A 24147-nucleotide genomic window follows, 5' to 3' on the forward strand; every position below is an offset into this window, starting at 1 on the left:
GACAGATCTTGGAATAAGAGAATGGGAGTGCATGAGCTGTGGTACAGCTCATGATCGAGATATAAACTCAGCTCTAAACATTCTTGCGCTTGGGCATAAGCGTCTAGCTGTAGGAATCACCCTTTTTAAGGGGGTGAGGATGTCAAATTTAGCATTAAGTAAGTGCAATACCTTCCAAACTTTCTAAATCCAACATAAATTCATGAATTTGATCAAAGGCTTTATCTTCACTATTAGGATAGAACCAATGCACAATTTGTTCCGCCACCAGCGGGTGATATTGAATTTCAAAGTGATTAAGGCCATAAAAAATAGCTTTATGCGAGTCAGGTACTTTTAATTGGTAGCGTGGGTTTGGGTGTTCCCCCAAAGCACTTTTAACGCTGACAAGATAGTCGCCAATCACATGTCGGGTTTTATTACGACGGTGCTCAAACTCAATGGTACCTGCCACCAGATAGGTATTGATATGTGATGGAATCGGGGCAGGCTTACGGTTATCGTCCATGTCACCAATGCGGGCATCATTGTGTTCCCAATCATCATCACGAACACTGCCATGGCGCAGGTCTAGAATTCCATTACTACGAATATTCACGATGTGACCAATAATTTTAACCAGCGGGAATCGGCCCAATTTATCTTGAATATTAAAGCCAAAGCGTTCCAGTACCGCACCGTGATGTGGTGAACCAAGGCAAACCAAATTTTCCACCTGATGGATCCATTGATACATGTTTTGTTTGCCATAGAACAACGCACTTCGTGACACTAAACCGCCCATACTGTGCCCGATCAAATCAATACTGGTAATACCTGGATTACGACGTACCAAATCTTCCATCGTATTGGCAAGACTGCGACCATTGGTGGAAATGCGACGTCCAGTGTTGTAGTTCAAATACAGCATGGTGTTGTGGTCACGCTGGGAGAGTAATTTTTCGCCAATACCACCATATTTATTGGTCGACCACTCCAAATGATTCATACATAAACCATGTACCAATAAGGTAACGCGTCCAGTTAGTTCACCCTTTTGGACAGCACCATAATGATCATATACCACCATAGGCAATGCCATCGGATTATGATATTTCAATAAATAATCACCCAATACCCCGTTCAATGCACCGACTAGAAAATGCAAAGAGGGTGTGAGCGCTTTATCATGTAAGCGTGGGAATTTTTCAATAATGCTACGTAAAGTAGGCGCAAGCAGATAATTGCCGTAATTGAAAAAGGTGTTATAAGAAAATTCATAAATACGAGCAATGGTTGGCTGTTTATGAAAGGCTTTCGAGCCTTGTTCACTCATGCCAAAAATGCTGATTAATATTTCACGCTGAATGTTTTTGATTAAGTCATGCACTACATCGCTAAAACGCATTGTGACCAACTGTGCCAAGCCTTCCAATACATCAGCTTGGCTGGGCGGTGTGCGGTCCCATTTACAATAGGTTTCATGTAATGGTGTTAAGCTAGGCATCGTTTTCCTATCCTTACATTCAGACCCTTTTTCTAACTTTTATTTTTGGCGAAAAAAGGGTGGTGTCTCATTGTTTATTTTATAAATTCTCACGAACAACTTTTACAATACCGAGAACAGTCATCTCAGTGAAAGCTTTTTGTCAGACAATTTTATTAAAAATACAATTTAATAAAATGTGATGTGATTCTCACTTATAAAACACTTTGCATTGAATTTAAAGACTAGTTTTAGGACGAAATGATGAACGTAATTTATCTGCATGGCTTTCAAAGTAGTGCAAATTCAATCAAAGGTCAGTTATTAAGGGACTTTTGTCGAGGTTTTGCCGACACAGAGGTACATTTACCCGACTTGAATGCGCCACCGCAGCAGGTCATGGATCAGATGTCGAGATTGATTGAAACTTTGGATGATGTTGCACTGGTCGGCAGCAGTTTAGGCGGCTTCTATGCCACACAGTTAATGGCGAAGTATCACGTGCCTGCTGTGTTGATTAATCCCGCGGTACGTCCTTGGCAGTTATTTCGTGATTTATTTAGTGAAACGGCTTTGCCTTATGTGGTAACTGACAGTTGGACACTTAATGATGCGCAATTGACAGAAATGCAGCACCTAGCTGTTTGTCACATTGCTCATACAGAACGACTTTTGGTGTTGTTGCAGCAAGGGGATGAAACTTTGGACTATCTGCATGCACAGCAATTTTACAGTGCTGAACAGGCGGGCTGTGCAATGGTCATGACCGAAATCGGTGGCAATCATGGTATGGATAACTTTGCAGAAAAAATACCCATGCTCTTGCAGTTTTTGGCAGATGCTGTAAAAAATAAGCGGGCATAAGAAAAGCGAAAATCAGTCTAATCATACAAAAAAGCAGCTTTACGACATGAATTGACGCATAAATTGACTAAGAAAATGGCGGCTGATACCAAGAGATATGCAATTCATTAAAAAAGCATATACTGTAGCGCTCGAAGAAATGTTTTAACCAAAAAGCAGGGAATTTTGCAACGTGACGCAATATACGGCTCAATCACTTGAAGTTTTATCTGGCCTGGATCCGGTACGTCGCCGTCCGGGTATGTATACAGACACTACACGACCGAACCATTTGGCACAGGAAGTGATAGATAACTCCGTCGATGAAGCGCTTGCAGGTTATGCCAACAAAATTACTGTGACGGTTTATAAAGATGGTTCTTTGTCGGTAGAAGACAATGGACGCGGTATGCCTGTTGATATTCACCCTGAATATGGACAAAGCGGGATTGAAATTATTCTGACCAAATTACATGCCGGTGGTAAGTTCAGTACCGATAACTACCAATTCTCAGGTGGTTTACACGGTGTGGGTATTTCGGTGGTGAACGCACTGTCAGATCGTGTTGAAGTGCAAGTTCAGCGTCAAGGCAATTTATATAAAATGGCCTTTGAACATGGCGTTCCAGTGGCACCGCTTGAGGTGTTGGAAGGTAAATGTGCTAAGCGTGCAACGGGTACTACCGTGCATTTTTGGCCCGAAGCCAAATATTTTGATTCGCCTAAATTTGTTCTGAAAGCCTTAAAGCACAACTTAAAAGCCAAGGCTGTTTTGGCGGCAGGCTTGCAGATTATTTATATCGATCAAATCAACAACGAAAAGATCGAATGGCAGTTTGAAAATGGTCTGGTCGACTATTTGATGGATGAGCTGCAAGACCGTGACATCGTGCCTGTACCTGCATTTGTGGCAACTGGGGAAGCTGAACGTGCCAGTGCTGAATTTGCCATTTGCTGGAACGTTGAAGGCGGCGAACAGATTCAAGAAAGTTATGTCAATTTGATTCCAACTGCGCAAGGCGGTACGCATGTGAATGGTTTACGTTCAGGTGTGACAGATGCGATTCGTGAGTTCTGTGAATTACGCAACTTGTTGCCGCGCAATATGAAATTGTCAGCTGAAGATGTTTGGGATGGCGTGAATTTTATTTTGTCACTGAAATTCCAAGAGCCGCAATTTTCAGGGCAAACCAAAGAACGCCTGTCCAGCCGTGAAGCATCAGGTATCGTTTTGAATATTGCCAAAGACGCTTTTGCATTATGGCTCAACCAAAATTCTGACATTGCTATGCAGCTGGCAGAAATGGTGATTGCCAAAGCAGGTCGTCGTTTAAAAGCAGCGAAAAAAGTCGAACGTAAGAAAATCGTTTCCGGCCCAGCTTTGCCGGGTAAACTGGCTGACTGTGTGGGGCATACCTTAGAAGAATCTGAACTGTTTATTGTGGAAGGGGATTCAGCGGGCGGTTCTGCGAAGCAAGCGCGTGACAAGAATTTCCAAGCGATCATGCCGATTCGCGGAAAGATTTTAAATACGTGGGAAGTGTCTTCAGACGAAGTTTTGGCATCGCAAGAGGTGCACGACATTGCGATTGCGATTGGTGTTGATCCGGGTAGTGATGACTTATCTGAATTACGTTATGGCAAAATTTGTATTTTGGCCGATGCTGATTCAGACGGTCTACATATTGCGACGTTGCTTTGTGCTTTGTTCGTTAAACACTTCCCAACTTTGGTGGAAGAAGGGCATTTGTTTGTGGCAATGCCACCACTGTTCCGTATTGATGATAATAAAGACGTTCATTACGCGCTGGATGAGGAAGAATTAAATAGTATTTTGAAAAAATGCAAAACCAAAAATCCACAAATTACTCGATTCAAAGGTTTGGGTGAGATGAACGCCAGTCAATTGCGTGAAACCACTATGGATCCAGATACCCGTCGCTTGGTGCAGCTTGATTTAGATGACGCCCATTTTACAGCAGGGTTACTGGATAAACTCCTTGCGAAAAAACGTTCTTCTGACCGTAAACATTGGTTAGAGCAAAAAGGTAATTTGGCTGATTTGGCGGTTTAAACTGAAATTTCAGCAAAAGAAAAAAAGCCCGCATACGCGGGCTTTTTTGTGGCTGACGATGAATTTTTGAACAAAAACCGTGCGTTTTGTACGTGCTGCTGTGCACTTTATTCGGACAGTTTTGAACTGAGCTTTCTTGAAACTGGAACGACAGAGCCGAATCAAGTCGCAAATTTCAATAAATGAACCCCTAGAAATCGCGATGAGAAAATAATAATGGATGATTTTTAAGATATTGTTTTACTTATTAAATTGAGTCCTAAATAACGCGGCAAAAGCGTGGTGTATTTCTGTACTGGCATAAAAATTGAATTGTAGGGAATAACAATAAAACACCTGCATGTCAAAAGTGCACCAATCCAGTTGGAGAAATGACGATGTTGCAACACAAAAAAATGTCTAAAAATTTACTTGCAGCGGCAATGATGGGGACGCTGGCATTAACAGGATGTTCAAAACCTGCAGAAAAAACTGAAGAAGCAAAGCCTGAGGCGAAGGCTGCGGCAAGCAGTGGCGATACGATTAAAGTTGGTATTTTACATTCGCTGTCTGGGACTATGGCGATTTCGGAAACTTCGCTGAAAGATACGGCCTTAATGACCATTAATGAAATTAATGCCAATGGCGGGGTGTTAGGGAAAAAATTAGAACCTGTGGTGGTCGATCCTGCCTCTGATTGGCCGTTATTTGCAGAAAAAACCCGTCAGTTAATCACGCAAGACAAAGTCGCGGTAATTTTCGGTTGTTGGACTTCGGTATCGCGTAAATCTGTGCTTCCTGTGGTTGAAGAGTTGAATGGCTTATTGTTCTATCCAGTGCAATACGAAGGTCAGGAACAATCGAAAAACATTTTCTATACTGGTGCTGCACCAAACCAACAAGCCATTCCTGCCGTGGAATACTTGATGAGTGAGGAGGGTGGTAAAGCTGAACGTTTTGTACTGCTCGGTACGGATTATGTTTACCCACGAACCACCAATAAAATTCTACGTGCTTTCTTAAAGTCGAAAGGCGTTGCCGATGCCGACATCATGGAAGAATACACGCCGTTTGGTCATAGTAACTATCAAACGATTGTGGGCAATGTGAAGAAATTTGCTGCAGGTAAAAAGACGGCAGTGATTTCCACCATTAATGGAGACTCTAACGTACCGTTCTACCGTGAATTGGGTAACCAAGGCATCAAAGCCTCAGATATTCCAGTGATGGCATTCTCCGTGGGTGAAGAAGAACTACGGGGTATTGATACCAAGCCATTGGTTGGTCATTTGGCATCTTGGAACTATTTCATGTCCGTAAAAAATCCGGTGAATACGGATTTCATTGGCAAAATGAAAAAATATGCCGTGGATTACAAATTACCGAATGCGGATAAATTTGTAACCAATGACCCAATGGAAGCGACTTATGTCGGCATCAACATGTGGAAACAGGCGGTAGAAAAAGCCGGTACCACCGATGTTGATAAAGTCCGTGATGCTATGGCAGGTCAAGAATTCAAAGCACCATCGGGTTATAGACTACAAATGGATGCCAATAACCATCATTTACACAAACCAGTCATGATTGGTCAGATTCGAGCTGATGGTCAGTTTGATGTGGTCTACAAAACACCAAAAACCATTGCTGCGGAGCCATGGAGTCCGTACATCCCTAAATAAGAAATTTATATGATGCCTGCTGCTTCGGTTGCAGGCATTTTTTACTGATTTGATTTTTCCCTGGACAGGGTTTTTCAATAGCTCAATAGGGATGCTAATAAGATGAATAAATTACGTCATTTCCCGATCATTTTTTTATTGCTGAGCCAGTTACTTTGCCTACAAATACTGCATGCTGAGCTCACAACAGACAACACTATAAACATTGATACTGTTCAAAGCAGCGCACAAACAGATGCGATTCAGCAATTTGTACGTGGTGATTTTGCTGAGCGTCGAAATTTACTCAATAAATGGCCGTCCAGTATTGAGTCTTTAGATCAACTGGCTGCTTATGTAGAAAAAGATCAGCTCTACACGGCAAATGCAGGTCAAACTTATATTTTAGAAGCAGACGATCGTTTACTCAGTTATCCAGATTTACAGGTCGTCACAGACTGGCCAGCAGATCTAGCGCAAGTGACTTTGGTGAATACGTTGCGTAAAGCGTTGACCTTCGCTCAAGCCAAAGAAAAGCTAAAATCGGATGACTTGTCTCAGCGTCTCAATGCCATTGATATTTTAGAAAATAATTTGGCGGAATTGGATGTTCAAAGCATCAATCAATTGTATTTAAATGAAAAAAATAATCAGGTTAAAGCTCGCTTAGCGCAGCTTAAAGCACGATTGGATTATCAAAATTCAGATGTACTCATTAAAATTCAGGCGGCAAAAGTATTACAAGCGTCTAACCGTCCAGATGTACTTGCCATGGTGGAACAAGAATTACAACAAGGTGCATTACACCCTGAATTAAAGGCCGTATTAACCGAAGCAAAAAGTAAAATTAAAACCCGTATTCAAGCCAGCGAATGGACAGGACATGTATTTTCAGGGTTAAGCACTGCGAGCATTTTACTGTTGGCAGCATTAGGTTTAGCCATTACTTATGGTTTGCTTGGCGTCATCAACATGGCGCATGGTGAACTGATCATGATCGGTGCCTATACCACGTATGTGGTGCAAAGTTTATTTAAAAGTTATCTGAGTAGTTATGTCGATTGGTATTTAATTGCTGCGATTCCTGCCGCATTTTTGGTCAGTGCTTTAATTGGCATGTTGATTGAACGCACGGTGATTCGGCCTTTATATGGTCGTCAGCTTGAAACTTTATTGGCGACCTTTGGGGTTAGTTTGATTTTGATGCAATTGGTCCGCATGGTGTTTGGTGCGCAGAACGTTGAAGTGTCAAATATCTCATGGCTATCCGGCGGGATTGCATTAACTCCAAGTTTAATGTTGCCGTACAACCGGATTGCTATTATCGGTTTCACCATCGCTGTATTGCTGCTGTTGGTCTATTTACTGAATAAAACCCGTTTTGGTCTATTTGTTCGCGCGGTAACGCAGAATCGTCAAATGGCACGCGCTGTCGGAATTCGATCTAGCCGAATTGACATGATGGCATTCGGACTTGGTTCAGGGCTAGCGGGTTTAGCGGGCTGTGCCTTGGCACAAGTCGGCAATGTCGGGCCGGATTTAGGTCAAAACTACATCATTGATGCATTCTTGGTGGTCGTGGTAGGTGGTGTCGGTCAAGTTTGGGGTGCGGTGTTGGCTGCATTGGGCTTGGGTGTCAGCGGTACTGTGCTAGAAATTGGCATGGGTGCTGTGCTTGCGAAAATTATTCTACTGGTTCTTGTGATTTTGTTTATTCAAAAGCGTCCACAAGGTTTGTTTGCCATCAAAGGCCGTTTTGTGGAGTAAGCGTATGAAAATCACCTCTCTTTTGTCCGATAAACCCTATAGCGGTGCTGCCATTGCGGTGTGCTTTGCGATTTTATTGATCTTGCCATGGTTGCATGTTTTACCTAGTGATTCATCACTACATTTATCTGCTTATTGGGTCACTTTGATTGGCAAAATCATGTGTTTGGCCTTAGTCGCTTTGGCACTTGATTTAGTCTGGGGCTATGCCGGTATTTTAAGTCTCGGTCATGGTTTGTATTTCGCCTTGGGCGGTTATGCCTTTGGCATGTACCTCATGCGTGAAGCGGCAGGCGATGGCTTACCTGACTTTATGCGCTTTCTCAGTTGGACAGAATTACCGTGGTATTGGATTGGCACAGAACATATTGTTTGGGCCTTAGCTTTGGTGGTACTCGTTCCAGGTCTGATTGCATTTATATTTGGCTTTTTCGCATTTCGCTCGAAAATTAAAGGCGTCTACTTCTCGATTATCACCCAAGCCATGACTTTTGCTGCGGCCTTATTGTTCTTCCGTAATGAAACGGGTTTTGGTGGCAACAACGGTTTTACTGGGTTTAAGACGATTTTAGGCATGGATATTACTTCGGCTCCGATGCGTGCCAGTCTATGTTTTCTGACAGCTTTGATGTTGATGCTGTCTTTTATTGGACTGCGTCATTTAATGAATAAACCCTATGGGCGGGTGCTTGGTGCGATTCGTGACAGTGAAAACCGTTTGCAATATTTGGGCTATCGAACACTGTGGTACAAGCTATCGGCTTGGGTACTTTCTGCAGTGATTGCCGGTATTGCAGGCGCGCTGTATGTACCCCAAGTCGGCATTATTAACCCAAGTGAAATGAACCCAGTGAACTCGATTGAAATGGCGGTTTGGGTCGCAGCCGGTGGCCGTGGCACTTTAATCGGTCCAATTCTGGGTGCAGGTTTAATCAATGGTATGAAAACCTATTTCACCGTGGCGTATCCAGAAGCATGGTTATTGATCTTAGGCGCGCTATTTATTGTAGTGACCATCTTCCTTCCAAAAGGGGTGATTGGCTTATTAGAACGGTTTAAAAAGGAGCGTAGCGAATGAATGATGTCGTTCAACCGCATGGTGGACATGCTTCCGAAGCTTATGGTCGTCCCAAAGAGCAAGGTGCAGATTTTAGTCATGGTATCGCGTTGTATTTGGAAAAAGTCAGTGTTTGGTTTGATTCATTTCGCGCCTTAAATGATTTGTCGTTGTACATCAATGAAGGTGAATTACGCTGCATTATTGGCCCTAATGGTGCGGGTAAAACGACGTTGATGGATGTGATTACCGGTAAAACCCGTCCCACCGAAGGCACGGCATTTTTTGGTCAAACCTATGATTTGGCCAAAATGAGTACGGAACAAATTGCCGAAGCGGGGATTGGGCGCAAGTTCCAAAAACCGACGGTATTTGAAAATTTTACCGTGATGGAAAATTTACTACTGGCAGCACCGAAAGATAAGCGGGTGAAAAAAAGCTTTTTTAGTCGGCTTGATCCTGATGCGCAAAATGCTTTGGATGAATCATTAACGCAAATTCGCTTGCAGGAATTCATCAATAAACCTGCTGGTTTACTGTCGCATGGGCAAAAGCAATGGTTGGAAATTGGTATGTTGCTGATGCAACGCCCAAAGCTGATTTTGCTAGATGAACCTGTGGCTGGGATGACCGATGCCGAAACCGAACGCACCGCCGAATTGTGTTTGGAGCTGAAAAAAAATCATACCCTTGTGGTGGTCGAACATGATATGAGTTTTATTGACACCATCAGTGAGAAAGTCACGGTGTTGGCACAAGGGGCGATTTTAGCCGAAGGCACATTGGCAGAAGTTCAAGCCAATGAAGATGTGATTGAAAAATACCTCGGGCGTTAAGGAGCAGACCATGTTAGAAGTCAAAGACGTCAATCAGTTCTATGGCGGGAGCCATATTTTAAGAGATGTATCCTTGAGTGCACCGATTGGTGCGTGTTCTGTGGTATTAGGACGTAATGGTGTCGGTAAAACCACCTTGCTTAAATGCCTCATGGGTATTTTACCGATTAAGTCGGGACAGATTTTGCTGGATGGACAGGACATTTCCAAGCTTAGTCCAGAGCAGCGGGTACGTGCGGGTTTGGCGTATGTGCCACAAGGACGCGATATTTTTTCCACCCTCACGGTTGAAGAAAATATTTTGATCGGAATGGCAAAATTTAAAGGGGCTAAAACCAAAAAAGTGCCAGAACATCTGTATGAAATTTTTCCGGTGTTGGATGAAATGAAACATCGTCGTGGTGGCGATTTATCCGGTGGTCAACAGCAGCAGCTCGCCATTGCCCGTGCTTTGGCATCCGAGCCGAGCGTATTAATTTTGGATGAACCGACTGAAGGAATTCAGCCTTCAATTATAAAAGATATTGGTCGGGTGATTCGTAAACTGGCTGATGGTGGAAATATGTCTATAGTCTTGGTTGAACAGTTTTATGACTTTGCCGAGGAGTTGGCAGATCGTTATACCGTCATGGCACGTGGACAAGTAATTGCACAGGGCAGTGGAGTAGAAATGCCGGAAAAAGGAATTCGAGATCTGGTGGCGATTTAATCTTTATTACTCAGCCACATTTTTAATGTATTGAGCATTCTTCAAAAAAGCTTTTGCGATGGTGCAAAAGCTTTTTTTATTGGCGTATTTATTTTTTGTGTTGTGAGAGTGAGGACTAATTTAGTCTAACTGTAACTGCATTAGCACCAAATCACGCCATTGCCCAAATTTCTGCCCCACTTCAGGCATGTATCCGGTTTGTTTAAAGCCAAATTTTTCATGTAGGGTCTGTTGACATTTTCTGTTCAAAAAAATAGCGAGAAAGTAAAATTTAATCGCCAAACCAAATTTACTTCTCGCTATGCCTCGTACAATGCTGAATGATCAACACTGGTCTAAGTTACTTTCTATTTTCCGAAATTTTGATATCTATTTCAAATCTAATTTGAGAAATTTTGTCGAAGCAATACTTTATAGAATAAGAACAGGCTGCCCATGGCGTGATTTGCCTAAAGAATTTGGTTCATATAACTCAATCTTTAAAAAATATAATCGTTGGTGTAAAAATGATAAGTTAATGAAAATATTTAAATTAATTTCTTCAAATGCTGATATGGAATGGGTTTTTATTGATGGTAGTCATGTTCGGGCACACCAACATTCTGCTGGAATAAAAGATCAGGATATTTCTAAAAGCATTGGTGGAAATAGTTCTAAAATACACTTAGCTGTTGATGCGGATGGCAATCCAATCGAAATTATTATCTCCGATGGAACGATACATGATGTCAAGATTGCTCCCAAAATGATTGAAAAACTGGATTTGAGTGAAACGGAAGTATGTTGTGCAGACAAAGGATATGACTCTGAATCATTAAGAGAACAAATATCTGCGAAAAAAACTAAAGCGAATATTCCAAGAAAATCAAATACTCAGTCAAATAATGATCATATGGATTGGTATTTATATAAAATCAGACACTTAGTTGAGAATGCATTTTGTAGGTTAAAGCAGTTCAGAGGAATAGCAACACGATATGATAAGCTAAAGTGTAGCTATGAGGGGGCAGTTGCATTAGCTTGTATATTTATTTGGCTACCTTTATCGGGTAAATTCTATACTTGAAATGTCAACAGACCCTAATGCAATTGATGAAGTATTACCATGATCAATCCCAGCAATCATCACATGCACGTCCTGCTTTTTTGCATGTTGTATAAGATGCGCTAAAAGCATTGAGCCTAAACCTTGGCGGGCATAGGCTGGGTCAATATAGACCGAATGTTCAACGGTATGTCGATAGCCTGAAAAATTGCGAAATGAGCCGTAGTCAGCATAGCCTGCAATCTGCTGCTGTTCCTGATCGACAATCACAAAAAAAGGAAAATTTTGTGAATTAAATTCAGTGAGTTTTTGCTGGAAGTCATCAATAGAATAAGGCTGTTCATTCCAAGTCACAAAACCATGTAAAACCTCATGCTGATATATACGAGTAATTGCGCCTAAGTCAGCAGAGTTCGCAGGTCGAATAGAAAAAGTCATGGTTATTATTCGAATAAAATGAAATAGATTGTCTGCTTACAGACATAAAAAAAGCAAGGTGATGAACCTTGCTTTTTTCTTCATCGCGTTCTGAGTTGAACTTAGAAGTGGTATTTCACCAATGCGCTGACATCGTTTTGGTCCTGACCTTTCAGACCATATTTGTTGTTCCAAACCGAATGTTCGATACCAACATATAATTTAGTTTTTGGTGAAATGTGTTTACCCGCATTCCATTTGTACTGAGATGTCCAGTTTAATTCACTAGCTTGCGCCCCTTTTTCAGCTGTTGACCAGTCAAGGAAGGCATCTACTAGAAAATCTTCAGAGCCGATTTTAAATGGCACAGCATAAGTGATTGTCATTTGATAATCATCTTTAGTACCGGCTGATTTAGAATCGTTATCGGCTTTATAGAAGTTGATGTTTGCATACTGTGTATATGGAATGTCTAAAGCAAAGCCAATACCATACAAGAAGTTATTAAACTCAGAATTTTTGTCGTAGCCGGCCTTATGTTCCCAAGTCGTTGCAATAAGAACGTCTTTGATCGGACCCATAGAAAGGTCTTTACCAGAAACTTCACCTAAGCTAAGGCGCGGTGCTAGCTCAAGGTAAGTCGATGCTTCATCATCTTTGTCCCAAGCTTGGTCAACGAAGAAGAATACATCTGAATATTTCAGTTTAGCGGCATATTCAGCTGTGATCGTTTTCTGTTCATTGTTGTCACCATCAAAAGGCACAACATAATTTTCACCATATAAGCCAGTTAAGCTGAAATCTTGCCATACGATAGGTGAAGCTTGAGTGAAAGCAGCAGCAGATGCTAATGCACATGATGCAACGATTTGTGTAAGTTTCATTAAAAAATATCTCCCCCGAGAAGCACTGAAAGCATACAGATTATTAAGCAAAAATAAAGCCAAATTTGACTCATTGGACAAAAACTTTGTAAATGAGTGCACTGCAAGGAAATCTCATAAATTCATATAGATGCAATTAATATGCGGTAATTGCATAAAAAACATTAAGATTATTTTTTACCCATTGGAAAAAAATACAAAAAACATGAAATAGATCAACTTTTTTTTATAAATTGAACAATAAAACCTTATTTATTTTATGGGTTTTAAAAAAATATCAAAATAGCACTTGCAAAATGTCAATATAAGACCGATATTCAAAGTATAAGGACACGGATCTGCAGACTCTAAAGTGTTCATCATTCAATGTGGAGGACAAGGTTCCATACTAAGTTGAAGATGGTCATCGCTGTTAATTAAACAGCAAGTGTAACGTGCCAAGATAATAAGTTTTGCACAAATATTTATAGATATTACAGATAGATATGAGGATGATATTATGAACATAGAAATCCGTACAGATAAAAACATTCCTAATAGTGATCGATTAATTACATACGTTCGTGCAGAACTTAATGAAGAATTTCAGCGCCATAGTGAACGCATTACTCACTTTTCGGTGCATTTAAGTGATGAAAACGGGGACAAGGGCGGTAGCGACGATATTAAATGTATGATCGAAGCACGTCCGGCAGGTTTAAAGCCTGTGGTGGTGAACCATCGTGGTCACAACGTCGATACAGCAATTCACGGTGCGATTGATCGTTTGAAACGTAGCCTTGAGCACTTATTTGAAAAGAAAGAAAACCCGCGGAGTACACAACCAGCCTTTGCTGATGCAGATGCCGGTGATCAGCTCGACGACGAGTAATGCTTTCTTAAAAAAGCCCTTCGGGGCTTTTTTTTTGCGTTTTGTTTTACATGAAATTCAAACAAACGTAGCAATATTCGGCATAATAGATCCAAAATAAATTGAAGTGAGCTTCCCAGATGTTAACAGCGCAACAACAGCTTTTTGTGCAGGCTTTAGAAGAACAGGATCTTGCACAGGTGCAACGTCTGCTAGCAGATGGCTTAAATCCGAATTTTATTGACTTTGAAAAAGGCCCAGCTATTTCAGTATGGTCAGATGGTTTGTTTAAGTGGTGGGAAACGGTGTGTGAAGCCTATGAATCAGGTACACCATTAAGCTCAGAACAGAAACAACAACATCTACAAATTCATATGGACATTTTAGAGGCCATGATTCAGGCTAAAACCAATGTTCATTTATGGGATGCTGAAGAAATTTACGGTCCACTTTGGGATGCAGCAAGTGCAGCATGTGTACCTGCTGTTCAGCGTTTATTAGATGAAAAAGTAAATCCTAATATGATTGATAGCGATGGTTTAACGATTTTATCCTCAATCAGTGAATTATTTTTTGACTGTGATTTTGACGCTATCAATTGGTCAGAAGCATTGGAAGAAGAAAAACAAACCCTTGAACTTTTGCGTAGCCATGGCGCAAAAATGACCAAAGAATTAGCTTAATATTGAGAGAATTAACATGACTGTTTTTAAAGTTTTAGGTGCTGCTGCACTAACGAGTTTGAGTTTATCTGCAATGGCGGCTGAATTCTCATTCGACCGTCCTGGTGCAGGTATGGGAACAGGCATTACTCCCGTTGGTCGTCTGGCTTGGGAACAGGGTCTGCCAAGTGCAAGCTATACAGAGTCGACAGATGAAAATGGCGATAAAGTGAAAACTACGACTTTAAATGCAGACATGTTATTTCGTACAGGTTTGGCAGATGGCCTTGAATTACAATTAGGTTGGCAAGGCCCAACTTGGTCAAAAACCAAAGTTGCTGGCAAGTCGGTTGAAGATGATGGCTTAGGGGATGTCAGTATTGGTTTGAAAAAAGCCATTGATTTGAACGATGATAAACTTTCAATGGCACTTCTCGCTGAAGCAATCATTGCCACGGGTAATGACGGTTTTAGTCAGGACGACGATATTTACAGTCTAAGTTCTGCTGTAGCGTATGACTATAGCGATATGATTGGTACGTCAATAACCATGCGTTATGAAGTGCAGGACGGAGATTGGGCCGTGAGCGCGATTCCTGGACTTGAGTATAAAATTGCTGGGAATTTATCAGGCTTTTCAGAGCTGGTTTATCGCAAAGCTGAAAGTACAGATCAGCAAGTTTCATTGGCTTCTGGTCTGACTTATGCGGTATCTGAGCGTATGCAATTGGATGCAAGCGTCGGTTTAGAATTAACCGGTGGTCATAAAAATTATCAATCAGGCTTAGGCGTATCTTATTTGTTCTAAGCTTCAAAAAATCTATATCTAAACTGAGGATGAAATTCAGCTGAATGAAACAATGGACGTGTATTGCGGCAATCGGGATGCTGACTTTCAGTTTAGTGACATCTGCGCAGGAAGCACTGCTTTCGGCTGAAGAGGCTTTTCCATTCACGGTTATGTCAGATCGTGCTGATCAAGCCTCACTCAGTTGGTCTATTCCAGAACATTATTATCTGTACCAACATAAAGTCGAAGTGAAACAAGGCAATCAAGTTTTGTCACTCGACTTGCCACCTGCCGAAGATTTAAAAGATGATAACTACGGTCATACGCAAGTTTATTATCAGCAATTGCAATTCCATGTTCCAACCCAAAAGAATCAACGTTATCAAGTGAGTTGGCAGGGCTGTGCTAAAGATCGTGTTTGCTATCCACCACAAAATATTGCATTTGAAACCGATGAAAATGGTTTGGTGACGCAACAAAATTTAGCTAACCATTCTAAACGTTTATTAGATTTAGCTGCACCTAGCAACGTAGATCAAACAGTTGCTACATTAGATCAACAGCGTGCTGAAAATGCGGCGTTGAATACAGCAAAAGGCGTGACTGCAAGTGATCAAATGTGGTCAGAAAAATTAGCACAAAGCTCGATTTTTTATGGCTTATTACTGTTCTTTGGTTTGGGTTTTTTGTTGGCATTTACCCCATGTTCATTGCCAATGCTACCAATTTTAACGTCATTGATTGTGCGTGATAGTCGTGGTTTGAAAGCATGGATGATCGCATTGACCTTTGTTAGCAGTATGGCAACGGTGTATGCAATTTTAGGTTTAGTGGCATCATCCGCAGGTTTAAATTTCCAGCGTTGGTTGCAGCAGCCCTCAACATTAATTGCATTTAGCTTGTTATTTGTGGTCTTTGCACTGAATTTATTTGGTTTATTTGAATTGAAGTTGCCGAGGAGCATTGTCAATCGCTTAGATCAAGCACAAGCCATGCAAAAAGGTGGAAGCTTAGTTGGTGCTGGGGTCATGGGCATGATTTCGGCATTACTGGTGGGGCCATGTATGACAGCACCACTTGCCGGTGCGTTATTGTTTATTTCACAAACCCAAAGTCAGTGGCAGGGTGCATTACTGCTATTTACCCTTGGTTTTGGTATGGGTACGCCATTATTGCTGGCGAGTGTGCTCGGCTCAAGGGTCTTGCCTAAAGCTGGCTTGTGGATGAACCAAATTAAAGTGTTATTTGCTTTTATCATGTTGGCTTTGGCACTTTATTTCATTCGCCCGTTAATAAGTGAAGCATGGTTGCAATGGCTTTCATTGGCTTTAGGACTTGTTTTTAGTGCCTATGTGCTGTGGCGAATACTTTGGCGGAGTACCCAGTTAAAATGGCTCTATATCATCGTATTGTTTCTAGCTGTTCCTTATATTGCATATAGCCAATATCAGCACAGTCAACGTTTCTTTGCACCACAGGGTACAGCGCAAATCAATTGGCATGTGGCGCATAGTGCAGATGAATTCAGACAGTTACTCACGCAAATCCCTACGGGTCAGCAAGCGATTATTGATGTCTATGCAGATTGGTGTGTGGCATGTCAGCCGATTGAACATAAAGTATTAAAGGCAGAGGCTATACAACAGGCTTTGGCACCCTATTTTTTAATTAAATTGGATCTGAGCCAATATGATGCAACACACCAAACATTATTAAATGAATGGGATATTTTAGGTCCACCGACATATTTATTTTTGGATCGTTCACATCGGGAAATTCGTGGCTTACGATTAACGGGTGCATTTAGTGAAGCGGAATTATTACAACAAATCGCTCAATTCAAAGATCAGGAAGAAGAAAAATGATGCAATTGTATATTGCTAATAAAAACTACTCGACCTGGTCGATGCGTCCTTGGTTGGTTTTACAGGCGTTTAAACTGCCTTTTGAAGAAGTCATGATTCCTTTTGCTGCAGATCCATATACGGGTGAGTTTAAGCGTCGAATCCAAGCCGTACATGACAATGCCAAAGTTCCAGTTCTACAAGATGGTGATTTGGTTATCTGGGATTCTCTAGCAATTTGTGAATATCTGGCAGAGCAATTTCCCAACCATGCGCTCTGGCCACAAGATCGTGCACAACGTGCATGGGCGCGTAGTATTTGTGCCGAAATGCACAGTAGCTTTAGTCATTTACGCAGTTTATGCAGCATGAATATACAAGCTGATTTTTCAGCGCATGGTGCAATGCTTTGGCAGCAGCATGCCGAACTACGTGCAGAAGTAGCACGAATTGAACGTATTTGGGCGAGCCGAGAACAAGCTACTCAATTTTTATGTGGTGAATTTAGCATTGCGGATGCATTTTTTGCCCCAGTTATTACCCGTTTTAAAACCTTCCAGTTACCTGTGAGTGTGGAAACACAGCAGTATATGGATTTGGTTTTACAGTATCCCGCAATGAAAAAATGGGTTGAAGCTGCCTTGCAAGAAGCGACTGTTGTCGGAATGGAACAGTATCCACGTTAATTTGCGTGGGTTAACGTTCTTTTAGATGGCATCCGGTAAAATCTGTTGTGGCTGATAAGATTTGATGCGGTTGCGTCCACCGGCTTTAGCCGCATAAAGTGCTTGGTCAGCATTGCTCAGTAATTGTTGAGGACGTAATTCAGGACTTGAAATGGCAATACCAAAACTTGCAGTCACATAAATTTGTCGACCATCATCACTGAATAATTCAATCTCTTCAATGGCTTTTCGGCAGCGCTCGGCCACGTGCATAGATTGCTCTAGATTTGAATTTTGCAATACCAAAATAAATTCTTCACCGCCAAAGCGGCCCACCACATCACTCCCACGTAAATGTTGACTTAAAATATCACTGACCAATATTAATGTTTCATCGCCTTTATTGTGACCATATTGGTCGTTAATGCGTTTGAAATGGTCAAGGTCAAGTAGTACGAGGGCATAGTTGCTTTTTTGAGCGGAATCAAGCTGCTCTAGGCACTGATTGATGCTACGTCGGTTAAATAAATTGGTGAGAGGATCGACCTGACTCAGTTTTTGAATTAATTGTTCTCGATGACGCCATTGGCTCAGTAAAATTTCAAACAATGCCAAACAGGTCAGCAAAATTGGCAAAATAAAGAAAATCATTGAAAACAGCCAAAAGCTATTTTTATAACCATAGGCATCAGGTTGAAACAGGGGTGCATACGCAATATCACCACGTAAACTGAAATACATGCTGATGGCTAAGAAAATGGTCGCAGGAATGAGCATGCTATAGACAATTTTACGGGTAAACAGCACCAAACCCACAGTCACTAAGCTGACGTATGAAATCATGGTAGCAGGGCTCATGACCCCTACTAGATAGCCATCGCGACATAGTGAAATAACGAAGATGCCAACCGCCAAATAAGGCAAGATTTTTTGCACTTTATGGCTATTTTTCCAAGCATAGCAGGGCCAAATTAAAGCAATCAGCAATACAAAAAAAAACAATATTGGTCCAAAGCTGTGATTTAACTAAAGGCAGATTAACCCATTGCCATAAGTCTGGTGACAAAATAATGGCTGCTTTCCACACAATCCAAATAAGATGAATTGCAGACCCAAGGATCAACATGAGCATACATTTTTTTAGAATACTCCAATTCATCACCACTTCATCTTCGAGTAGATATTGCGTGATTTTATTGCGGAGGATGACGTCACGTATGTTTGATTGCATCTTCATACTGTGTTGTTGCTTTGTTGGTGTTATCAGTTTTTTTCTTAAATTTTAAATAGATATCATTTCTATCTAGTACATTAACACGAAAAAATAGACAGAATCATTAAATTATACTGATGAGTTTGGAGATTTTTTTAGTAGTACTGAGTGCTTATATTGTTCTAAAAATAAAACATAGTGTCATATCGATAGGGATTATTCTATTTGTGAGATTTTATTAAACTGTACTCAAGTTAAAACAACAGTCTTAGGTTTCACAATGAAAATTCTACATATTGATTCAAGCATCATGGGCGACGCATCTATTTCACGTCAGTTGAGTGCAGAAATCGTTAAACAACTACAACAAAAACATGGTGCAGATATAAACATTGAGCATCTTGATTTGGCGCAGCAACAGATTCCACATTTAAGCAGTGAAATATTAATGGGCCAAAACGCCGAACAATCGGCTTTAGGTGAGCAATTGATTCAGCAATATTTAGATGCAGATGTCGTGGTTGTTGGTGCAGCAATGTATAACTTTGGTTTAGCTTCAACGCTTAAAGCGTGGATTGACCGCATTAGCGTGGCTGGTCGGACCTTTAAATATACCGAGCAAGGACCTGTTGGTTTAGCTGGTGAAAAGAAAGTCTATATCGCAAGTAGTCGTGGTGGTGTGTATGGCGAAAACAGCCCAGTGGACTATCAAGAAGGTTTCCTGAAAGCAGTGTTTAATTTCACTGGTGTGAATGATATTGAAATTATTCGTGCAGAAGGTGTGAATATGGGTCCAGACATGAAAGCACAGGCTTTGGCGAGTGCACAAAGCCAAATTCAAGCCATATAATTCTAAGTGAATTTAACCTAAGTTAAATATGTAACTTTCCTCATTGAGGTCAGCCGATGCTGACCTTTTTTTTGTCTTTTGATTAGTCTTTATCGAGTCGGTGTGCAAAGTCAGATAAGTCGCTTAATGCACGTTTGCCTTCTTCAAACCATGGACTAAACATTTGGAAATTATGCCACATCCCCGTGTAAAGCTTGAATTCCACATCGACGCCAGCCTGTTCAGCCTTTTGTTTAAAACGCTGCGCATCGTCCAATAAAATTTCTTTTGAACCAACTTGAATATGGATGGGCGGTAAGCCACCAAGTTCAGCAAAGAATGGGGATACTTCAGGATCGGCACGGTCAACAGAACGTGGCACATAGTAATCAATGCCTGTTTCTAAGGCTTCAATACTTAATAGCGCATCATGCTTTTGGTTATAACGCAGTGATTCACTGGTCAAGGTTAAGTCCAGAAATGGGGACATTAGCACTAAGCCGCTGACTTGTGGCATCTGTTCCTTTTGAATTTTAAGCGCCAACGTGAGTGCTAGGTTAGCGCCACAAGAATCTCCCGACAAAATAATATCTTTGGCCTGGATGCCTTGATCGAGTAGCACGCTATAGACATCAAATAGTGCGTCCAATGCTTCAGGATATTGGGCTTCAGGTGATAGTGGATAATCTAAATGTAAAACCTGCATTTGTGTTCGTGCTGCGACTTGTGTCAGAAATGCACGATGCGTATTCATGGAGCCTAAAAAGAATGCTCCTCCATGGATGTGGAAAATCAGCTGTGTTGATTCTTGTTGTGGTTTGATTTCTTCTGCATGTAAGCCAGCGAGGCGAATTGAACGCACCTGTACGTCTGGGTTTTGAGGGAAAACACGACACATTTGTTCAAGGGCAAAACGCAGCGTATTCGGCGGTAAATTAAACTGGCTCGGTTTACGAATCGTCGCCTTTAAAATGTTTTCTGTAATCAGTTGTTTCGTCAGTGGGGATATCTTCATTGTCTTTCCATCTTTTTATCATTTTGGGAGTGGGTGGGTATATTTACCAACACAAATTACAAGGTTACACTAAACGGTCACATACAAAAATTGATAAATTGTTGTGACTTTCGAATACTAGAGTGGTCTATACCAGACCAGGGAAACAAACAAAAATGAAAAAAATTGTACTAGCATTAGGATTGATGAGCTTAGCAGCATTGGCAAATGCGGCAGACCCTCTAAATGGCACCACTTGGAAAACCATTGATGACAAAACGAAGCAACCTAAAGCGATCGTGAAATTCACTGAGCAAAAGAATGGAACGCTTTCAGCAAGTATCCAATCTGTGTTGACACCAGGTGAAGAAAACGCATGTAAAAAATGTGAAGGTCCGTACCACAACAAATCATTAAAAGGCTTACGTATCGTAACTGGCCTTAAAAATGTCGGTGGCACAAGCTATGAAAATGGTTCGATTCTTGATCCACAATCTGGTAAAACCTACAAATTGAAAGGTCAAATAGCGGATGGCGGTAAAAAATTAGAGCTTCGTGGCTTTATCGGTGTTGCTGCATTAGGTCGTAACCAAACATGGATTCGCGCTAACTAAGTATTCGAGAATTAAAAAAAAGCCTGACAATGTCAGGCTTTTTCATGTCTGTCATTTATCTGCATGAGGATTACATGTAGATGCAATAACTCATTTTAATGCACGATATGCGGCTTCATCAAAGCCGATAATGAGTCCAGTACCTGTATCTAAAACTGGGCGTTTAATCATGCTGGTGTGGGTAGTTAGAGTTTCAATGACTTTGCTTTCACTTGAAAGGGCGTCCTGTTGTTCTGCCTCATTCAATTTTTTCCATGTTGTGCCTTTCTTATTTAAGACGACATCTTGACCTTCAGCATCAATCCATTTTTTCACAGATTCTGCATCAATTCCTTGCTTTTTATAATCATGAAATTCATAGGCCAAGCCCAATTCATTCAGTAGATCGAAGGCTTTTTTCATAGAATTACAGTTTTTGATGCCATAAATTTTTAGCATGGGCCAATATCCTTAATGTCGGAGTGATACTTTAAATTTGCATCTAGCTTATCGAATAATTATACAAAGCTCTATGTTGTCATGAGATTGTCGCAGTGCTGTCATACATCTGACATATCACGGCATCAAAATGATCAGAGAAGAAAGCCATAGGCAAATAAGTCATTAAAGCCATAACAATTCAGTGCAAGACGCCCGAATTTAGAATAACAAAAAGATTATCCCAAGAAGAATGGGCGCATAAAAATAATAAAGTTTGAAAAGTGAGGGGCTAAAAAAGAGAAAACCCGCATTTAATCATCCTGATCATGCGGGTCTCATTACAACGTCCATTGTCACATCCTTGAAAACAAGCTAAATCATTTAGTTTGTTTTAATACTTCCTTCGGCGTCCAATCCATTTGTGTCATCCTGACATGTCCCTGTGCCGTGCGACAATAATGCTACTTTTAATTCGTGAGACATATCCACTAGTACGTCTTGTAATGTAAGAAATTACCACTAATTGAGTAAACATGTGTTTACTCAATTAGTCGGTATTGTTTAAATTTTATAATCAATTACGACTGGGGCATGGTCGCTGAACCATGTTTCTTTATACACCCAAGCATTGACTGTACGTTCTTTCCAATCTGGTGAACAAGCGTGGTAATCGATACGCCAACCGACGTTCTTTGCACGTGCCTGACCACGGTTCGACCACCATGAATACAATTCAGCTTCTTTACGCACTTCACGGAAAGTATCGACATAGCCGAGTTCATCGTAAATATGGTCGAGCCAAGCACGTTCATGTGGCAAGCAACCAGAGGCTTTTTGATTACCTGACCAGTTCTTAATATCAATACGTTTGTGTACGATGTTGTAGTCGCCACAAACAATGACTGATTTATTTTCAGCTCGCCATTGTTTCAAGATTTGTTTGTATTCGTTTAAAAATAAATCTTTACGTGCCTGAGCTTCTTCGCCTGAAGAACCTGAAGGTAAATACAATGAACAAATATGTGCTGTTTGACCTAAACCTAAATCAAATTCAGCAGAGATGAAGCGCCCTTGGCTATCGGCTAATTCAAAGCCTAAACCATCTTTCACTGATACAAAGGGTAGGCGGCTATAAATCGCAGTACCTGCATAGCCTGGACGTTCTGCAGGGAACAGGTGAGTGTACCAACCTTCAGGCTTAAATTTATCTGTCCATTGTTCGTGGGTAATCCGACTTTCTTGCATACAGATCACATCTGCATCGGATTGTGCAATCCAGTCAAAGATCCCTTTCTTTTCTGCTGAACGTAGACCATTCACATTAATTGAAACGACACGCAGAATTTTTTGATCACTTGGATAGCTACTCTTTGGTATCATGCTCAGGTTTAACCTCAAACTTAAAAAAATGGAGCACCTCATGACAGCGCAAGCGGCATTTAATCCACAAGCTTTTATCGAACTGGCATTATCACGTGGTGTGCTTAAATTTGGTGAGTTTACTTTAAAATCGGGTCGTGTGAGTCCTTATTTTTTTAATGCGGGTCTTTTGAATGACGGTGAAGCATTGTCGTTATTGGCTTCGGGCTATGCTGATAAATTAACACAATGCGAGAATGTAGAAGTGGTTTTTGGCCCAGCCTATAAAGGTATTCCATTTGTTGCTGCTACGGCTGTAGCATTGTCACAAAATCATGGCGTGAGCGTGCCTTGGGGCTTTAACCGTAAAGAAGCTAAAGATCACGGTGAAGGTGGTGTACTTGTAGGTGCCTCAGTTGAAGGCAAAAAAGTTTGGATCATTGATGATGTAATCACTGCGGGTACAGCGATTCGTGAAGTAGTCACCATTCTTAAAAATGCCGGTGCACAAATTGCGGGTGTATTGGTGGCGCTAGACCGTCAAGAAAAAGGTCAGGGCGATTTGTCTGCGATTCAAGAAGTACAAAAAGAGTTAGAAATTCCTGTACATGCTTTAATCACTATGAAAGATTTAATGACTTTCTTAGATGCAAAAGGCGAAACTGAAGCCTTGGCGAAAATGGAAGCGTATCGTGTGAAATACGGCATCTAATTTTTCGGGATTTCAATAGGCAGCTGAAGCTGCCTTTTTTTACGTCTTTAAATGATGATTGTTGCATCTAACTAACAAAAAACGTGAAATATTGATTAAAAAAGTAGGCGGTAAACGTGAAGAATTAATAAAAAGCCGTATCAGTGCGCTGTTTACTGAAACGGCTTTAGTTAAGATATTGATGCTTATAGGAAAAATTCAAGCTGTTATTCACCAATTAAAATGTCTATGCGATAAACCATTTAAAATGTCCTGTTTTTAACCACAAGAGTCAAGCACAGGATTTAAGTTTCTTTGTTCAACAACAGCTTTCTGAGCTTTACGACTTGGTATACTTTTCTTGGCCCGGGAACGTTTATTCTGTTTTTCTAGTTCTTCATGCTGCTGTTGAATATGCGCCAGGACTGAACCTAACCGTTTATTCTCAACAATCTCATTTTGCTGTAGCCCAGCCAATT

General features: G+C 41.0%; 22 protein-coding genes and 4 pseudogenes. 17 read left to right on the plus strand and 9 right to left on the minus strand.

Translation table 11 applies throughout. The features are described 5' to 3' along the window. Window positions 1-124: pseudogene (locus tag FTV09_RS12615) on the plus strand (zinc ribbon domain-containing protein); the annotation flags it as partial. A 30-nt stretch (window positions 125-154) separates the two neighbouring features. Here the strand turns inward: FTV09_RS12615 and FTV09_RS12620 are convergent. Further along, complete coding sequence (locus FTV09_RS12620) at window positions 155-1486, minus strand: alpha/beta hydrolase (RefSeq protein WP_067761682.1); 1332 nt, start codon at window positions 1484-1486, stop codon at window positions 155-157. Between the two features lie 243 nt (window positions 1487-1729). Here FTV09_RS12620 and FTV09_RS12625 point away from each other — a divergent pair, with 243 nt between their 5' ends. From FTV09_RS12625 to urtE, 7 genes are all read left to right on the plus strand, one after another. After that, on the plus strand, window positions 1730-2329 hold the full coding sequence (locus FTV09_RS12625) for a YqiA/YcfP family alpha/beta fold hydrolase (RefSeq protein ID WP_180058518.1): 600 nt from the start codon (window positions 1730-1732) through the stop codon (window positions 2327-2329). Between the two features lie 172 nt (window positions 2330-2501). After that, the gene (parE, locus tag FTV09_RS12630; RefSeq protein ID WP_180058519.1) at window positions 2502-4382 is read left to right on the plus strand and encodes a DNA topoisomerase IV subunit B; all 1881 of its coding nucleotides are present in this window, start codon (window positions 2502-2504) and stop codon (window positions 4380-4382) included. Between the two features lie 380 nt (window positions 4383-4762). After that, on the plus strand, window positions 4763-6043 hold the full coding sequence (gene urtA, locus FTV09_RS12635; RefSeq protein ID WP_180058533.1) for an urea ABC transporter substrate-binding protein: 1281 nt from the start codon (window positions 4763-4765) through the stop codon (window positions 6041-6043). 102 nt (window positions 6044-6145) lie between these two features. Then, on the plus strand, window positions 6146-7789 hold the full coding sequence (gene urtB, locus FTV09_RS12640; RefSeq protein WP_180058520.1) for an urea ABC transporter permease subunit UrtB: 1644 nt from the start codon (window positions 6146-6148) through the stop codon (window positions 7787-7789). A 4-nt stretch (window positions 7790-7793) separates the two neighbouring features. Continuing rightward, window positions 7794-8867, plus strand: a complete 1074-nt coding sequence (gene urtC, locus FTV09_RS12645) for an urea ABC transporter permease subunit UrtC (protein ID WP_180058521.1) — start codon at window positions 7794-7796, stop codon at window positions 8865-8867. Further along, window positions 8864-9682 (plus strand): urea ABC transporter ATP-binding protein UrtD, encoded by an 819-nt coding sequence (gene urtD / locus FTV09_RS12650; RefSeq protein ID WP_180058522.1) that lies wholly within the window; start codon window positions 8864-8866, stop codon window positions 9680-9682. Before urtC ends, urtD begins: the two co-directional genes overlap by 4 nt. Window positions 9683-9692: 10 nt before the next feature. Beyond that, entirely contained in the window at window positions 9693-10391 is a 699-nt protein-coding gene (gene urtE / locus FTV09_RS12655; RefSeq protein WP_180058523.1) for an urea ABC transporter ATP-binding subunit UrtE, read from the plus strand. A gap of 120 nt (window positions 10392-10511) precedes the next feature. Here urtE and FTV09_RS18120 read toward each other — a convergent pair. Then, window positions 10512-10616, minus strand: a pseudogene (locus FTV09_RS18120) (N-acetyltransferase family protein); the annotation flags it as partial. A gap of 76 nt (window positions 10617-10692) precedes the next feature. On the opposite strand from FTV09_RS18120, the gene FTV09_RS12660 reads away from it, so the two are divergent. Continuing rightward, window positions 10693-11457 (plus strand): IS5 family transposase, encoded by a 765-nt coding sequence (locus tag FTV09_RS12660; protein WP_005168583.1) that lies wholly within the window; start codon window positions 10693-10695, stop codon window positions 11455-11457. Here the strand turns inward: FTV09_RS12660 and FTV09_RS12665 are convergent. Then, complete coding sequence (locus FTV09_RS12665; RefSeq protein ID WP_180058524.1) at window positions 11434-11874, minus strand: GNAT family N-acetyltransferase; 441 nt, start codon at window positions 11872-11874, stop codon at window positions 11434-11436. The genes FTV09_RS12660 and FTV09_RS12665 overlap by 24 nt on opposite strands. 101 nt (window positions 11875-11975) lie before the next feature. Then, a complete protein-coding gene (locus FTV09_RS12670) occupies window positions 11976-12737 on the minus strand; it encodes an outer membrane protein OmpK (protein WP_180058525.1) in 762 nt (253 codons plus the stop codon). Window positions 12738-13236: 499 nt separating this feature from the next. Between FTV09_RS12670 and FTV09_RS12675 the strand changes: the two genes are divergently transcribed. The 5 genes from FTV09_RS12675 (at window position 13237) to FTV09_RS12695 (ending at window position 17569) form a co-directional block, all read left to right on the plus strand. Further along, window positions 13237-13608, plus strand: a complete 372-nt coding sequence (locus tag FTV09_RS12675) for an HPF/RaiA family ribosome-associated protein (RefSeq protein ID WP_067761666.1) — start codon at window positions 13237-13239, stop codon at window positions 13606-13608. A gap of 119 nt (window positions 13609-13727) precedes the next feature. After that, window positions 13728-14270 carry an ankyrin repeat domain-containing protein gene (locus FTV09_RS12680; protein WP_067761664.1) on the plus strand — a complete coding sequence of 181 codons (543 nt, stop codon included), beginning with the start codon at window positions 13728-13730 and terminating at the stop codon, window positions 14268-14270. Window positions 14271-14286: 16 nt separating this feature from the next. Beyond that, window positions 14287-15057 (plus strand): transporter, encoded by a 771-nt coding sequence (locus tag FTV09_RS12685; protein ID WP_180058526.1) that lies wholly within the window; start codon window positions 14287-14289, stop codon window positions 15055-15057. Between the two features lie 77 nt (window positions 15058-15134). Beyond that, entirely contained in the window at window positions 15135-16904 is a 1770-nt protein-coding gene (gene dsbD / locus FTV09_RS12690) for a protein-disulfide reductase DsbD (RefSeq protein ID WP_373687706.1), read from the plus strand. After that, complete coding sequence (locus tag FTV09_RS12695; protein WP_180058528.1) at window positions 16901-17569, plus strand: glutathione S-transferase family protein; 669 nt, start codon at window positions 16901-16903, stop codon at window positions 17567-17569. Before dsbD ends, FTV09_RS12695 begins: the two co-directional genes overlap by 4 nt. Window positions 17570-17590: 21 nt before the next feature. Here the strand turns inward: FTV09_RS12695 and FTV09_RS12700 are convergent. Then, a pseudogene (locus tag FTV09_RS12700) lies at window positions 17591-18785 on the minus strand (GGDEF domain-containing protein). Between the two features lie 256 nt (window positions 18786-19041). On the opposite strand from FTV09_RS12700, the gene FTV09_RS12705 reads away from it, so the two are divergent. Further along, a complete protein-coding gene (locus FTV09_RS12705) occupies window positions 19042-19611 on the plus strand; it encodes an FMN-dependent NADH-azoreductase (protein WP_180058529.1) in 570 nt (189 codons plus the stop codon). An 82-nt stretch (window positions 19612-19693) separates the two neighbouring features. Here the strand turns inward: FTV09_RS12705 and FTV09_RS12710 are convergent, their stop codons facing one another. Next, on the minus strand, window positions 19694-20605 hold the full coding sequence (locus FTV09_RS12710; RefSeq protein ID WP_180058530.1) for an alpha/beta hydrolase: 912 nt from the start codon (window positions 20603-20605) through the stop codon (window positions 19694-19696). Window positions 20606-20760: 155 nt separating this feature from the next. Between FTV09_RS12710 and FTV09_RS12715 the strand changes: the two genes are divergently transcribed. Further along, window positions 20761-21198 carry a DUF2147 domain-containing protein gene (locus tag FTV09_RS12715; protein ID WP_067761651.1) on the plus strand — a complete coding sequence of 146 codons (438 nt, stop codon included), beginning with the start codon at window positions 20761-20763 and terminating at the stop codon, window positions 21196-21198. 90 nt (window positions 21199-21288) lie between these two features. Here the strand turns inward: FTV09_RS12715 and FTV09_RS12720 are convergent, their stop codons facing one another. Then, window positions 21289-21636, minus strand: coding sequence for a Spx/MgsR family RNA polymerase-binding regulatory protein (locus FTV09_RS12720; RefSeq protein ID WP_180058531.1), 348 nt, complete (start codon window positions 21634-21636; stop codon window positions 21289-21291). A gap of 543 nt (window positions 21637-22179) precedes the next feature. Beyond that, complete coding sequence (locus FTV09_RS12725) at window positions 22180-22998, minus strand: exodeoxyribonuclease III (protein ID WP_067761647.1); 819 nt, start codon at window positions 22996-22998, stop codon at window positions 22180-22182. A 40-nt stretch (window positions 22999-23038) separates the two neighbouring features. On the opposite strand from FTV09_RS12725, the gene pyrE reads away from it, so the two are divergent. Further along, window positions 23039-23689 carry an orotate phosphoribosyltransferase gene (gene pyrE, locus FTV09_RS12730; protein ID WP_180058532.1) on the plus strand — a complete coding sequence of 217 codons (651 nt, stop codon included), beginning with the start codon at window positions 23039-23041 and terminating at the stop codon, window positions 23687-23689. A 258-nt stretch (window positions 23690-23947) separates the two neighbouring features. Here pyrE and FTV09_RS12735 read toward each other — a convergent pair. Continuing rightward, window positions 23948-24147: pseudogene (locus tag FTV09_RS12735) on the minus strand (ISNCY family transposase); the annotation flags it as partial.

The sequence above is a fragment of the Acinetobacter sp. YH12227 genome (assembly GCF_013417785.1).
Classification (GTDB): Bacteria; Pseudomonadota; Gammaproteobacteria; order Pseudomonadales; family Moraxellaceae; genus Acinetobacter; species Acinetobacter gandensis.